A 14,975-nucleotide genomic window follows, 5' to 3' on the forward strand; every position below is an offset into this window, starting at 1 on the left:
ACTAAAAACCACAATAGGCTTCAATCTATTGTGGTTTTTAAGATTTTTCGTAAACTTTAGTCTCATCATTTACAAAATTTATATAATTTAAACGCAATGCTTAATGAAATTACTATATTTATACTATTTTTAAAAATACTTTATACCTCTGATATATAGTTTTTTTAAAGTGAGCAGGTTCGTTGAATAAGGGAGGATTTATTTATTCTTGAAAATGAGTGCTGGTACATAAGCAAAACCCCTTCAGATACGGTGAGGCCACTGAAAAACTTCAGTTTTTTATGTTTGAAGTATAGCTAGGGATAAAAAAAAGCATCTAATCGTCCTAATGAAACGATTGGATGCTTTTTTCCTTTATTTAGACTCCTTCATTAGTGTAATTATTCGCTTGAGATTCACTCCGAACATTGTGATTGCACCTTGCATTTGCATACCAATCAGACCCGAGGATGATGCTACATCATACCCATGTCTATGCTTTAGTTCACTATTCTTCGCTTCAATCTTATAGCGTTCTTTGGAAATCGTTTTGAAGGCTTCGCTATTTTGGAACAATTCATGTTCTTTATGTTGCGTTGATTTGATCGTAACAGAATTATTTTGTTTCCAAGAGTATGTAGTGGAAAAAAACGTTTACTAGGTTGGGTATATACCCAACCATTACCTGTAGAAATGGTATAAGAAGTACAATATAATAGAGAAAACTTAATAAAATATTCACCGGGCCTACTAGTAGAAGTGGCTCTTTTTCATATATTTATAGTCAAAAATAGTTAAAGTCAAAAGGAGGATTGAAATATGATTTGTGAAAACTGTCAAACAACCCAAGCGAGTTATAAGCTAAAAATATCATTTAATCAGAGTCAAAGCCACATTAGTTTGTGTACAGAATGCTATGATATCGCAAAACAAAAAATAGAAAACGGTACCATTCATTTTGATGACCAATTGTTCAATCAATTGGACACAGATGGCAGCCAGTCTGAGCAAAATGTCAATGTAAACCAGCCGAAGAATCGTGAAACAAACGGCTTTCTTGATCAACACGGACGGAACTTGACGAATGAAGCAAAAGAAGGGCGAATTGATAGCGTGATCGGTAGGGATAAAGAAATTGAACGTGTCCTTCAGATACTAAACCGTCGTACAAAAAATAATCCGGTCTTAATTGGAGAAGCAGGTGTAGGGAAAACAGCGATTGTTGAAGGCCTTGCCCTTAAAATCGTCAAAGGCAAAGTACCTGCGAAACTAAAAACGAAAGAAGTGTATATGCTAGACATTAGTTCACTTGTAGCAGGTACATCTTACAGAGGACAATTTGAAGAAAAAATGAAACAACTTGTTACTGAATTACAACAACGTGAGAACGTCATTTTGTTCATTGATGAATTGCACATGATAGTTGGTGCTGGAGGTACGTCTAATGGTTCAATGGACGCAGGGAATATATTAAAACCAGCGTTAGCGCGTGGTGATATCCAAGTGGTTGGAGCAACAACGATGAAAGAGTACCGCATGATTGAAAAAGATCCAGCACTTGAGCGTCGCTTCCAATCGGTGATCGTTAAAGAGCCGTCTGTTAATGAAGCGTTTGATATTCTAAAAGGAATTCGGCCAGCATATGAAAAGTATCACGATGTGATTTATTCAGATGATGTCCTAAAAGCATGCGTCACACTATCAAAACGCTATATTCAAGATCGCTTCTTACCAGATAAGGCCATCGATTTGATGGATGAGGCCGGTGCAAAGCTAAACCTTGCTCATGGAGAGCTAGATGTTAACTATTTAAAACAGCGTTTAAAAGAAATTGCTGAGGAAAAACAACAAGTAACGAAATTAGAGCACTACGAAAAAGCGGCGATTCTTCGTGATGAAGAGAGAGAAATGAAACTAATATTATCGGAATATTCAGACAATATAACGAAAGATATTACCGTAGAAATGGTCCAAGAGATTATTGAAAAAAGTACTGGAATCCCTGTACAAAAGCTACAAAAAGCAGAGCAACAAAAAATGAAAGATTTGAAAGAGAGACTAGCAAGTAAAATTATTGGTCAGGATAAAGCTATTGAAAAAGTAGCCAATGCAATCTTAAGGGCAAGTGTAGGATTAAAACCTAAAACACGTCCAACAGCTTCATTCTTATTCTTAGGTCCAACGGGTACAGGTAAAACCGAGTTAACGAAAACTCTTGCAGCGGAATTATTCGGCAGTAAAGATGCGATGATTCGTTTAGATATGAGTGAATATATGGAAAAGCATTCAGTTTCTAAGCTCATTGGTTCACCTCCTGGCTATGTCGGACATGAGGAAGCAGGTCAGTTAACGGAACAAGTTCGTAGAAACCCCTATTCAATTATTCTGCTAGATGAATTAGAAAAAGCACACCCAGATGTCATGAATGTGTTTCTTCAAATTATGGAAGATGGCAGGTTAACTGATAGCCAAGGAAGAGTCGTGAGCTTCAGTGAAACGATTATTATCATGACTTCAAATGCTGGTGTTGGCAGCAAAAAATTAGGGTCAATTGGTTTTGGTAGCGACGAACAGGAAGGAGCAGAATCAAATATTATCGACAAAATCGGAAATTACTTTAAGCTTGAGTTCTTAAACCGTATCGATTCGATTATTGAGTTTAATCACCTACAAACAGAGAACCTTGTGGAAATTATCGATATTATGATTGTAGAGCTTAAAGAAACATTAGAAGAACAAGGGATTTCGATTGAAATCGATAAGGAAGCAAAAGAAAAGATTGCGGAACTAGGTTATAGCAACGTATTTGGTGCTCGACCACTTCGACGCGCCATCCAAGAGCAAATTGAAGATAAAATCACTTCTTTAATTATTAATAGCGAAAACGTAACTGCGATCACAGTATCAGTAGAAAATAATAAAATTAACGTAGCATAAGGATAGATGATCTTCATCTATCCTTTAAGCTTATCAAGAAACCCCACTTTTCAAATGAGTGGGGTTTCTCTTATAAATAAATCATTTGATAGCACCAATGGATTTGCTTAATCCCAGATACGGATTCTTGGAACCCCAGCGGTCCTTAAATAATCCAATAACTGCCCAGTATGAACGGATTCGTGATAGGCAACACGTAAAAGCATATCCCCTAAATCTCTTATGTACCCCGATTCAGAGCGGTCAATTTTTATATTTTCTAAATCACCTTCAGAAAATGACTTAATAGTATCTATGAATTGCTTTCGGTAGGGTTCTGCAAATTCCAATTCTGCATTTACTGAAGTGAAGGGCTGATTTTCGAAAGGGGAATCGAAAACGGATAAACTCCCTCTATTTCTAATGGCAAGGTCATAATAATGTTCGCTTTCTAGTACGTGCCTAATCATTTCTAGGCAATTCATTGCTTCATCGTCTGGCTTCCAGTGAAGCTTTTCTTCAGGAATAGATGTCCAGACCTTTATGCTTCTCCTTCTTACTTCATTAAAGTTTAGAATAATTAAATCGATTGACTTCATAAAAATTCCTCCTAGTAAGGCATATATAAATTATACACGAATGAACGGGTGCGAAATTTATTGAAAAGAATTTTTAGAATTTATTATTTCTTTAGATAAAATGGACGGTTCTGTAAGATGCCAATAGTAGTTATATCCATCGAACTGGAAGGGAAACATGAAAGCAACGGGGTCACCAATATAAAGTACCATTTGATACATATCAGGATCACCTTTTTCCAGATTCGGTTGAAAGTTTGGAGATTCTTTACCACCTCAAAAATATAGACGAATTATATTTCTTTTGGTTTCGATTTTTAAAAAGAGGGTTTTTATGAAAGGAAATACAATATAATAAGTTAAAAGAAAAATAGGTGGGATAATATGATGAAGAAAATTGCTTATTTGTTCGCGATGATAATAGCTGCAATCAGTTTAGCCGCTTGTAACCAACAACAAGATGTGGTGAAAGAAAAACCACCTGTAACTGAACCAAAGGGAGAAAATCCATCCAAACCTGAAGAGCCTGTTACACCTGAACCAGAGAAAAAAGTGTATCAAAATGAAGTGTTTAAAGATGTAGTCGTCACGGAAACTTCAGATACACTCACAATAACCGGAAAAGCCCAAGTATTTGAAGGGGTGTTTCAATATGCTCTTTACGATGGAGAGAAAGTGGTCAAAGAAAGTAATTACCAAACAGCGGGTGCACCTGCCTGGGGTGAATTTAAAATCACTTTCGAAAAAGGGTTAGTATCTTCTAATAATGCTAAATTTGAATTATTTGTTTACTCAGCAAAAGATGGATCAAAAATAAATACGTTAGAAATTCCAATTTCAAAGCCTTAACCAACTAACTTTATGTATTTTCAAAGACCTCATCATAACTGAATGCTCTTTTCTTGAATTATTTGGCATGCAAAAATTACCTAAAATGTATTTTGTTTTTTTGAAAAGAAGGAATGGCAGGGCATGGCCAAGAATAGGAATAGGTGAATATGAACAGAGGTGAATTGAATGCTAACAAAGGAAGAATTGACTGAAATCAAAGCACTTCAAGAGGTTTGTGAAAAAGAGGGAGGATTTCAGCTAAAGTTGAATTTTGATATGCTTGAAAATCGAATTGGGCATAAAAAGGAAGACTTCTTCCATTATGAAGATGGCCGGCTTGTCGGTTTTCTTGGATGTTATGGTTTTGGAGATAAAGTGGAACTTTGCGGGATGGTGCACCCGGATTATCGAAGGAAAGGGTTATTTTCTAAGTTGCTGGAAATGGGACTTGGAGAGGCGAAAAAACGTTATACTACTGTTTTGTTAAACGCTCCAACAGAATCATATTCTGCCAAGCAGTTTTTAAAGAATATTCCTTGTGTATTTTCGTTTGCAGAATTTCAAATGAAATGGCAGGAAACTGAATTGTCCATAGATCCGAAGATAACCTTAAGGAAGTCCCTTACAAATGAGGATTGGGAAGCAGAAATACGACTCGAAGTCTTGGGATTTGGATTGAATGAAAATGCAGCAAGGGAATTTAATAAGTTGATTCGGGAGAACTGCAGGGATCAACGTTTACTTATTGAAGTAGAAGGAAAAACTGCTGGAAAAATGCGCGTTTCCGAATCCAATGGAGAAGCATGGATTTATGGTTTTGCTGTTTTTCCAGAGCTTCAGGGAAAGGGGATTGGGAGAAACGCTTTATCAAGAGTGGTAAAAATGGAACATCAAAAAGGGCTGCCTATTTTTCTAGAGGTTGAGGCCAAAAATTCCCATGCCCTTAAGCTCTATGAATCATGTGGATTTAGAAGTTACCATTCCCAGGATTACTTTAAATATCTGGATTGATTTCAAGTACTGGAGAGGGAATAGCTTGGCGATTGCCAAGCTATTTTTTTTATGGTATTAAATAGAGCAAAAATCATAAAAACTCTTAGTTTATTTTAATTGGAAGTTGAATATGGAACGTTGTGCCTTTACCAACCACGCTTTGTACCGAAATATTTCCCCCGTGCTCGTGTACCGTTGTATACACTTGCGTCAATCCAAGTCCCGTTCCATCAGGTTTACTGGAATAAAAAGGTGTTCCTAAAATGACCAACTTTTCTTCAGGAATACCTTGACCAGTATCACTCACCTTAATATGAATCCAACCTTCATGATAATAATGCTCAATTTTAATTTTTCCATCGGCCATTATTGCTTCAATGGCATTCTTGATCAGATTGAAAAAAGATTTTAAGAGTAAATTTTTCTTTCCATAAAATCGCTTATCAGAATCTCTTAAGTCCATTTCAACCTCAACGGAATAAAGTTTTTCTTGGAATAAAAGCAATATAGAATTTAACTCTTTACATAAGTCAATCAATATCAGAGGTTCGTCTTGTAAGTCGGGTTTCGATACCTGCAATAAATTTTGAAGTGTTTGTAATGCTTTTTCTAATTCGCTTTCCATCGTATCTAAATAAGGATGATTTTGAGATTCTTTAATTAATTGTAAAAATCCCTTTACTGCCGTTAAGGGGTTTTTAACCTCATGAACAATCCCAGCTGCTAATTGACCAAGTGAAGCTAATTTTTCTCGATCCTTCAACCGTTTCTCTGCTATTTTCCTTTTGGTAATGTCTTGAATAATAACCTGAGCCAATACTTTATTTTCAAAATAAAACGGTATGGTCATTATTTCAACATCTGCAAATTCCCCATGATTTTTAATAATTTTTATATCCATTTCTTTAATGATTTCTTGTTTTTCGATAACCCTGGTTAATCCTTCATTGCACATATCATGAAGATCAGGAGGGAGGAATTGGCTTATTTTTTTATTTAATATTTGATCTAGTGATGTAAGATTTAATAAGCGTAAACCAGCTTTATTACAGTAGCGGATCGTTTGATCTTCACAAACAATCAATATTGAGTTAAGGGAATTCTCAACTAATTGGTGAAAGTCTAAATTATCTATTGTTAGATTCAATTAAATCCCCACTTTTTATCTCTTTTTCTCAGCAATTAGTTTATCAATAAAATTGCCAAACTTAAATACCAATTTATGTATTCAATCGTGTAGAAACCTCTTAATAACAAAATGTTCACAGAATCGACATAATTACTTAAGGGTAGTACAAAATAATAGTTAAAAGTCAGGAAAAGTTAAAGAGAATACCATGCGAGTATGCTATTTTATATCACGTTCCTTTTAAGTTTGTAAAATAAAACGGATTTACTTTGAAAGGATATGTAAAATGAAAAATAATTTTGTCATTGTCATTGGTTTGATTGTATTCATGCTTATTCATCCATTTCCTGCTCAGGCTGCTGGTAATAAACCTAGTAATATTTATTTGGTAAAATCAGGGGATACTTTACCTGGAATAGCAAATAGATATGACACCTCTGTTAATGATCTCAAGGTAACCAATGGATTGCAATCCAATTCATTATTAATGGGGCAGAAGTTGTGGGTTCCAATTATGTATGAAGTGGTTGCCGGAGATACCCTGAGGGGAATTTCATCAGCTTTCCATTCTACAGTCGACAGTATAAAAGCAAACAATCAACTTTCATCTGAACACCTTTATATCGGGCAAGTATTAAAGATTCCTCCTAAAAAAATGACCATGCAAGGTCAGCATATCCTGATGACGAGGGAGGAATTTAGGGACTGGTTATTTAACGCTAGAATTAATAGGAAGGTAACTATTATTCAACAGCATCACACATGGTTACCGTCATATAAGCATTTTAATGGATCCAATCATTTTAGAATGTTGATAGGGATGGAAAATTTCCATAAGAGAAGAATGGGCTGGAGTAATATCGCTCAAAATATTACCACCTTTCCGGATGGAAAAATAGCTGTTTCAAGGCCTTTTAACATAGCACCAGAAGGCACAATTGGGCCAAAGGCTAATAAAACAGGGATTACCATCGAAAATGTTGGCAACTTCGATAAAGGTCATGATGTCATGACTGCGGAACAGAAGGAAACTATTGTTTATATTACCGCCATGTTATCTATAAAATTCGGGTTAACTCCTTCCATTGATAGTATTACTTATCATCATTGGTGGAATTTGAGAACGAAGGAAAGAGTGCTAGATAGAGGGCCAGATTATAATGTAAAAACGTGCCCAGGGACAGGATTTTTCGGGGGAAATTCCACAACTAGCGCGATTAACAATTTTTATCCCCTCGTGTCACGCAAGATGCAAGAAATTTTAGCGAATAGGCATTAAACAAATATTTCATGTGGACAAAGTTTATCTATAATTTAGGAAATCTGTCCTCATGAACACTCCATGAGGACAAGTTTTATCTATTATTTAGGAAATCAGTCCTCATGAGCACACTCAATGAGAACTAGTTTATCTTTTTTTATTTGGATTTGAAATAGCATCTAAATTTGTGCTTTTTTTATGAACTAATAATCATAACTTTGAACTCATAAGTGCAACTACGCCGCTGTCTTCGCCCTTACAGGCTCGCCAGTGGCGTTTTTCTTTATGCGGCAAAGACTTTTTACTTATCGCTAAAATCTTTTCTTTTTTTTCTTAACCACGTTATGATCGATAAAATAATAGATAGGAAAAAGAGGAACGCATATAATACCCAAGGATAATCAATGATTACCCTTGACTGCCATGGCCAGAGAAATTTTTCCACTTTTGATTCAACTCCTATTCATCGATCATCCACTTTTTTTCATTTGTGTAATGGATAGTTGCTTACGAATGCATGCCACAATTAAAAGAAGAATTGGGAATACAATAAAAGGTAATAATCCTAAATTCCCAAGGGATTTATTAGAAGACCAATGTTCCGAGGTGCTTCTTGATATGTTCATTCCTAAATAAAGGACAATGGCTGCTGTAGGAAGAACGAGTACCCTGCTGTCACGAAGGTACAACAATTGCTGTATTCCTCGAATGGCTCCATACATTTGTATCGTCACTTTAAAAAAGGCGGTTCCCATAAAATACAATATTCCCAACGCATCAAGGTTTTCAAGAAAGTCCGCAACAGAAATAACTTTGACTAACCTGTATAAAGGATAGACACTGGTTGAAAAGGTGCCTTCACCAAAGGTAAGAACAGCCAGTGCATCAAAAATTGAAAGAAGAATTCCGTAAGAAACCGTTGCTAAAAGAGTCGATTTCATAATGCGTTTCGGATTTATCACTAATGTCCAGATCATGGCGAATTCAAGGGTTTCTCCAAATGATTGTTGGATGCCGCTCGGCCATACGGATTTCCAAATACGCCCCCATCCTGCTCCTAAAACCGGCTGCAAATTCTTGATATCGGTTATATCCGAGGCAAATATTAAAATGATCTCAAGGAAAAACAAAACTAAGATGACAGGTAAAATTAATTCTGCAAGCCGAGCTATAACCTCAATCCCACTATATAACGCATAAGTGATAGCAATCATAAATATGCCGAGTATAATCCAACTAGGCGTACCGGGCAAAATGGTGGTTGGGATAAGATCCTTTATATCACCCAGCGTCCGACCTGAGTTATATAAAAAATGAAGCATATAAAACCAAGCAATTGGAGTGCCGAGCCATTGGCCAAACTGGGCAGGAAACCATTCAACAAGAGTCAATCCCGGCTGAAGTCGCATTAAGATGAGAAACATAATGATGAGGCATGTCCCGATTCCAGTACTTATTAAGGTAGATAGCCAAGCATCACTCCCGGCTACAGAAGCAAATCCAAATATCACCGACGTACCAATCTGAAATATTAAGGTAAGCATAAATAATTGGATGATTGAGATTCTCTCCATGGTTTTTCCACCTCCTAACCCATTTTTTGTTAGCTCATTCAGTATTAACATAAACAAAACTTTTGACTATATCCTCAAAATTATTTTTATATCTGGTTAAAATATAAAAAAGTCTAGAAATTGGAGGTGGTCAGTAGAAATGGGAACAATGAGCTGGCAAGGGAAGAAGATTTCAAAATCGAATCAATGTCAAAAGCAATGGTCATATAACCAGGAGGATGATTCTAACAGCTATCAACTAAAAGGTCATTTTCAAGATGATTTAAAACAGTTGAAAATGATTTTTGAACGATCTTCCGATATTGTTTTCCGTGAATTTCAGCTAGCTGGGATACAGAAAGGAGGTCTTATTTATTTAGATGGCTTGGTGGATATACAGATGATTGATTCTGACGTGTTGAAACCATTATTGGATATTGGGAAAGGGACATCTCTTTACGCAACAATACCATTGAAAAAAATGGACACTTTTCTTCAGGATTCAGTCATCTATGTTTCGCAGGTGAGTATAGGGACGACGATAAAGGAAGTCGTGGATCATATTTTGAATGGGGACACCGTTCTATTATTGGATGGAGTATATCAAGCCCTTTTTATCAGCGCTCAAGCTTGGGAAACGAGATCCGTCGAAGAGCCAGCGACGGAAGCGGTGATTCGGGGTCCAAGGGAAGGATTCACAGAAAACCTGAGAACCAACACCAGTCTTGTTCGTAGAAGGCTAAAAACGCCTCAACTCAAAATGGAATCCATGACTGTAGGGCGGTTATCAAATACAAAAATGGTCATAACCTATCTAGAGGATATTGCGGAGACATCACTCATAGCCGAGGTCAAGGAAAGAATCAGTCAAATCGATATCGATGCCATTTTAGATAGCGGTTATATCGAAGAACTTATTCAGGACAATCCCATATCCGTTTTCCCCCAAGTAAACAATACAGAACGTCCGGATAAAGTAGCTGCTTATTTATTGGAAGGGAAAATTGGGATTCTCATTGATAATACTCCCTTTGCTCTGCTCGTCCCGGTTAGTTTTTATGAAATGCTCCAATCGAGTGAGGATTACTATCAACATTTTATGGTTGCGACGGTAATCCGATGGCTTCGCTTCTTCATGTTGGCGGGCGCCTTGCTTTTACCTTCTCTTTATATTGCGATCACATCCTTCCATCAAGAAATGCTTCCCACTACCTTATTACTGAGTGTGACTTCAAGCAGGGAAACGGTTCCTTTTCCAGCCTTAGTGGAAGCTTTAATAATGGAAATCTCATTCGAGGCTTTGCGGGAAGCTGGTGTACGATTGCCACGGCCTGTTGGACAGGCGGTTAGTATTGTTGGAGCACTTGTGATTGGACAGGCAGCAGTACAGGCGGGAATAGTTTCCGCTTCAATGGTTATTATCGTTTCCATAACAGGTATATCTTCGTTTATTTTCCCAGTCTTTAGTCAGGGAGTCGCCATTCGTTTGCTCCGTTTTCCCATGATGATGTGTGCTGGGACACTCGGGTTGTACGGTATCTTGGTGGCAAGTTTGATTCTTTTAACTCATATGGCCCGGCTTCGCTCATTCGGTGTTCCTTATTTGTCTCCAGTGGCGCCTATGAATTTCTCCAGTCTTAAGGATATTTATGTACGTGCACCTTGGTGGAAAATGATAGATCGTTCCGATCAGACGGGGAAAAAGAATCGTAAACGATTGAATAATTTTATGCGTCCACGGCCGCCTCAACGTAGGAACTAGCGGATTCGTGGTTCAGAGAGGAATATTATGAGAAAACTAGGAATTTTAGTCATAAACGGTATGATAATATTCTTGCTGACTGGCTGCTGGAGCCGGGTAGAGATCAATGATATTGCGGTAGTAACGGCTACAGCCATAGATAAGATGAGTGACGGTAAAATCCGTGTATCGATTCAAGTTGCAATCCCAAAGCAGCTTGGTCCTGTAGGAGCCGGTGGTACTGGCAGTGAAAAGGAAACGACTATTCTTATTTCAGAGGCGGGGCAAAGCGTGATGGACGCCTACCGGAGACTTCAAGAAAAATTACCGCGTCGTATATTCTTTTCTCATAACAGGATTCTGATAATTGGGGAAAAGGCAGCAAGGGATGGGGTTTATCCAATTTTGGACTTCATTTCGAGAGTAAGAGAGTCACGTATGCGCAGTTTTATTTTATTTTCAAAGGGTGAAGCCGCACCACTTTTGAAACTAACTCCCACCATTGAGCGATACACTGCAGAAACCATTCGGGAAGAGGAGAAAGAAGGGGTTGGAGTAAGGATCATGACAAAGGACTTTATCAATACGCTTACGACTGAAGGCATCTCCCCTGTCGCTGCTCAAGTCGCAATAAAACCAGAAGAAAATGGTGGGAAGTCTAAGCTGACTCCCGCTATTATTGGAACAGCTGTATTTCGTAAAGATAAATTGGCAGGATGGATCAATGATAAGGATACACGGGGAGTACTGTGGCTCCGCAATGAGATGGAGAAAGGAAATATCACGGTGACGATACCGAAGGAAAAAGGAGGGGGGAAAATCAGTGTTCAGTTAATAAGAGGAAGGACAAAGGTTAAACCAATCCTTATGCAAAGCAAGGTGAAAATGAACGTAAATATTCATTCGGATGTTGAATTGTTTGAAAATAGTTCCAAACTAGATATAGGCAACCCTAAGGTTTTGCAATATGTTCAAACATTAATGGAAAAAGATGTCGAGGAAAGGTGTCGATTAGCACTCTATAAGGCGCAAAAACAGTACCATACTGATATATTTGGGTTTGGAAATGCTGTATATCGTACCCATCCAAGAGCATGGAAAGAACAATATAAAAAAAAGTGGGCTGAGGAATTTCCCAAACTCAAGGTTAGCGTAAACCCACACGTTTCCATCCTTAGAACAGGGCTTTCCGTCAAGTCCCCAGAAATGAAAGATTGAATGAATTTAAAGTAAACCAAATTGACAACCATTACCGTATTTTGTATAGTAAGTGGCGAGGATTATGATTGGAGTGAATCATTTGATTTCAAACGCTGAATTACAAAATTTAGATCTTATCGACTTATTAAGTGAGCGTCATAGTTTGGTCCGAAGTATCTCGGAGAAAGCTTGGAACGATCAAAGTGAGATTTATATTTCAAATTCTGAATGGTATATCATGGCTAGGATTTATAAAAAACAGCCTAGCATTTCGTATGTTACAAAAAATGTAGAAATTTCACGTCAGGCGATACATAAGTTTATCCAAAAGCTTTCTGAAAGAGGATTAGTTGAAATCAACAATGTAGAAAACAACAAGAAGGAAAAGTGTATCCAGTTAACACCTTTAGGAGAAGAATGCTACGAAAAAAACGAGGCCCTTAAAGCCAAACTTGAGAATAAAATTGCAGAAAAAATAGGGACTGAACAAGTAAGTATACTTAAAGGTATATTAAAGTTAGATTGGAAGATATAAAAAATAGCAAAAAACTCTCGCTTTGTTAATCTAATTAAAAGATTGGCTCCTTTTTTTGTTGGAAATTACCGTAAAATTCTTGAAATATGGAAAACTTTATTGATATAGTAATAAAAGACCCGTCCGTATGAAGGAGTTTTTCACACTTTCAAACGGTTTCCAAATACTCAAGAAGCCACACAGGCGATGATTGATAAATTAGTTGTTGACTTTGAACGCGAAGGTACGATTGCTGGTTCTACGTTTACGAGTATTGTTAGTGAAATGGGATCTTTAAGTGAACCAGTCCGAGATTCCTGTTCGGACCTTTACTCAAAAATGCAAGAGATTTATTCGATCAAGTTAGTAGCAGATGGGTTTTCCAAAGAAACTGCTCATTCAATTGCTCTCATGATTACGGCTTCAATTGAAGGTGGAATTATGCTTTGTTTGACACAAAAAGAAAGCAGTCCACTCAAAATTATTTCGCATGTATTACCCAATCTATTAAAGAAGTTCTAATGAATCAATAAATCATTGTTTGCTAATAACCCTTGCTTTGTCAATCTATTTGACGAAGTGGGGGTTTTTTCTTTTTCTAAAATAGTCAACTCAGTTGATAATAACTTAACAAAAAAATATTGTCAACCGAGTTGACATAGAGAAAAAATTTTTGATATAGTTAACGAACCGTTTAGTGTTCGGGGGTGTACTACGGAAATGATCTTTGCTGAAATTGAAATTACGACAATTCTTTTTTAGTAAGAAGGGAAGACGAAGGGGTAAATGAAATTTTAATTAAAGGAGTTTTTATTAGTGAATCAACAAATGAATACAGTTCAGAAACAAAAAATCAAGACTGACACGATGGTGAAAAAACAATACAAAACTGCTCCGATTATGGCGGCTCTTTTTGTAGCTGGATTTGTCGGGCTTTTTAGTGAAACGGCATTAAATATTGCCTTAGGAGATTTAGCTCAAATATTTAACGTGAATGCAACGACGGTCGGATGGTTAGCAACAGGCTATTTCTTAACATTAGGTATTTTAGTACCAGTAACGGGTATTTTGATGCAAAAATTCACAACAAGACAAATGTTTTTGACTGCTATATCACTTTCCCTTATCGGGACCATTTTAGCAGCAGTAGCACCTGTATTTAGTCTTATATTGGTGGCACGTGTTATCCAAGCAGCAGGATTAGCGATTGCTTTACCTTTAACGCAAAATGTTATTTTTACCATCTTCCCACCTAATAAACGAGGCGCCGCGATGGGGATTATGGGCTTAGTAATGTTAGCTGGTCCAGCCTTAGGTCCAACCATTGCAGGACTTATTTTAGATACATTATCCTGGCATTGGATTTTCTGGGTTACATTACCTTTTTTACTGTTCTCGCTTATTTTCGGGTCCCTTTATTTACCGAATGTAAATGAGATTCGTAAGGTTTCGATTGATGTAATATCTGTTATTCTCTCGACGATTGGATTCGGTGGGGTCGTTTACGGATTCAGTGTATCTGGTGATGCCGGTTGGACGAATGCACTTGTTCTTGGATCCATCATCATTGGATTTATAGCACTTATTCTTTTTGCGATTCGTCAAACGAAAATGGAGAATCCGATGCTGAATCTAAGAGCATTTAAGTACCCACTGTTCGTACTTGGTGTCTTTATGAGTTTTATTACGTTCTTTAATATGTTGTCCATGCTTGTCATTTTACCAATGTATATGCAAATGGCTTTATTAATTGCAGCTTTTACAACAGGTCTTATCTTGCTGCCAGGCAGCTTACTAAACTGTGTATTAGCTCCAAGCATTGGTAGTCTATTCGACAAATATGGTCCGAAAGCGGTTATTATACCTGGAACCATTTTAGTAGCAATTGGTTATGCACTCTATGCACAATTTGGCACTGAAACGGCTTTATGGATGGTCGTAGTAACTCATATTTTCATGATGTTAGGTATAGGGGCGGTCCTTGCTTCTGTTCAAACAAACACATTAAATTCTCTTCCGAAACAATATTATCCAGATGGAATCGCTATCACTCAAACGATTCAACAGGTAGCGGGCGCTATTGGTATTGCGGTAATGGTATCGATTTTTTCATCCAAAGAAACTAGTTACTTAGCATCCACTGCCAATGAATTGCCACATGCAGCAGCAGCGGGAACTTCCCTAGTGTTTACCATTAGTTTAGTGTTAGCGGTTATTAATGTTGTACTGTCATTATTTATCAAAAAGCCAAATTAATCTAAAGAAAAAAACAGATTTCAA

General features: G+C 37.1%; 11 protein-coding genes and 2 pseudogenes. 9 read left to right on the forward strand and 4 right to left on the reverse strand.

The window, feature by feature from the left end; genetic code table 11:
- Positions 1–354: 354 nt before the first annotated feature.
- Positions 355–594, reverse strand: a pseudogene (locus tag QF028_RS09660) (transposase); the annotation flags it as partial.
- A 204-nt stretch (positions 595–798) separates the two neighbouring features.
- Here QF028_RS09660 and QF028_RS09665 point away from each other — a divergent pair.
- Positions 799–2,916 (forward strand): ATP-dependent Clp protease ATP-binding subunit, encoded by a 2,118-nt coding sequence (locus QF028_RS09665; protein ID WP_429465021.1) that lies wholly within the window; start codon positions 799–801, stop codon positions 2,914–2,916.
- A gap of 107 nt (positions 2,917–3,023) precedes the next feature.
- On the opposite strand, the gene QF028_RS09670 is transcribed toward QF028_RS09665, so the two are convergent.
- Entirely contained in the window at positions 3,024–3,494 is a 471-nt protein-coding gene (locus tag QF028_RS09670; protein ID WP_429465022.1) for a DinB family protein, read from the reverse strand.
- A 363-nt stretch (positions 3,495–3,857) separates the two neighbouring features.
- Between QF028_RS09670 and QF028_RS09675 the strand changes: the two genes are divergently transcribed.
- Complete coding sequence (locus tag QF028_RS09675) at positions 3,858–4,322, forward strand: Gmad2 immunoglobulin-like domain-containing protein (RefSeq protein ID WP_429465023.1); 465 nt, start codon at positions 3,858–3,860, stop codon at positions 4,320–4,322.
- Positions 4,323–4,490: 168 nt separating this feature from the next.
- Positions 4,491–5,315 carry a GNAT family N-acetyltransferase gene (locus QF028_RS09680; protein ID WP_429465024.1) on the forward strand — a complete coding sequence of 275 codons (825 nt, stop codon included), beginning with the start codon at positions 4,491–4,493 and terminating at the stop codon, positions 5,313–5,315.
- 85 nt (positions 5,316–5,400) lie between these two features.
- On the opposite strand, the gene QF028_RS09685 is transcribed toward QF028_RS09680, so the two are convergent.
- Entirely contained in the window at positions 5,401–6,444 is a 1,044-nt protein-coding gene (locus tag QF028_RS09685) for a two-component system sensor histidine kinase NtrB (RefSeq protein ID WP_429465025.1), read from the reverse strand.
- 268 nt (positions 6,445–6,712) lie between these two features.
- Between QF028_RS09685 and QF028_RS09690 the strand changes: the two genes are divergently transcribed.
- A complete protein-coding gene (locus tag QF028_RS09690) occupies positions 6,713–7,705 on the forward strand; it encodes a LysM peptidoglycan-binding domain-containing protein (protein ID WP_429465026.1) in 993 nt (330 codons plus the stop codon).
- A 452-nt stretch (positions 7,706–8,157) separates the two neighbouring features.
- On the opposite strand, the gene QF028_RS09695 is transcribed toward QF028_RS09690, so the two are convergent.
- Positions 8,158–9,261 (reverse strand): GerAB/ArcD/ProY family transporter, encoded by a 1,104-nt coding sequence (locus QF028_RS09695; protein WP_429465027.1) that lies wholly within the window; start codon positions 9,259–9,261, stop codon positions 8,158–8,160.
- A 139-nt stretch (positions 9,262–9,400) separates the two neighbouring features.
- Between QF028_RS09695 and QF028_RS09700 the strand changes: the two genes are divergently transcribed.
- The 5 genes and pseudogenes from QF028_RS09700 (at position 9,401) to QF028_RS09720 (ending at position 14,951) form a co-directional block, all read left to right on the forward strand.
- Complete coding sequence (locus tag QF028_RS09700; RefSeq protein WP_429465028.1) at positions 9,401–11,002, forward strand: spore germination protein; 1,602 nt, start codon at positions 9,401–9,403, stop codon at positions 11,000–11,002.
- A 27-nt stretch (positions 11,003–11,029) separates the two neighbouring features.
- Positions 11,030–12,199, forward strand: a complete 1,170-nt coding sequence (locus QF028_RS09705; protein WP_429465029.1) for a Ger(x)C family spore germination protein — start codon at positions 11,030–11,032, stop codon at positions 12,197–12,199.
- A 64-nt stretch (positions 12,200–12,263) separates the two neighbouring features.
- Positions 12,264–12,716 (forward strand): MarR family winged helix-turn-helix transcriptional regulator, encoded by a 453-nt coding sequence (locus tag QF028_RS09710; protein WP_429465031.1) that lies wholly within the window; start codon positions 12,264–12,266, stop codon positions 12,714–12,716.
- 183 nt (positions 12,717–12,899) lie between these two features.
- A pseudogene (locus tag QF028_RS09715) lies at positions 12,900–13,217 on the forward strand (TetR/AcrR family transcriptional regulator); the annotation flags it as partial.
- Between the two features lie 306 nt (positions 13,218–13,523).
- Entirely contained in the window at positions 13,524–14,951 is a 1,428-nt protein-coding gene (locus tag QF028_RS09720; protein WP_429472251.1) for a DHA2 family efflux MFS transporter permease subunit, read from the forward strand.
- The last annotated feature ends 24 nt before the right edge of the window (positions 14,952–14,975 follow it).

It is taken from the genome of Neobacillus sp. B4I6, from assembly GCF_050434045.1.
In the GTDB taxonomy this organism is placed as follows: Bacteria; Bacillota; Bacilli; order Bacillales; family Cytobacillaceae; genus Neobacillus.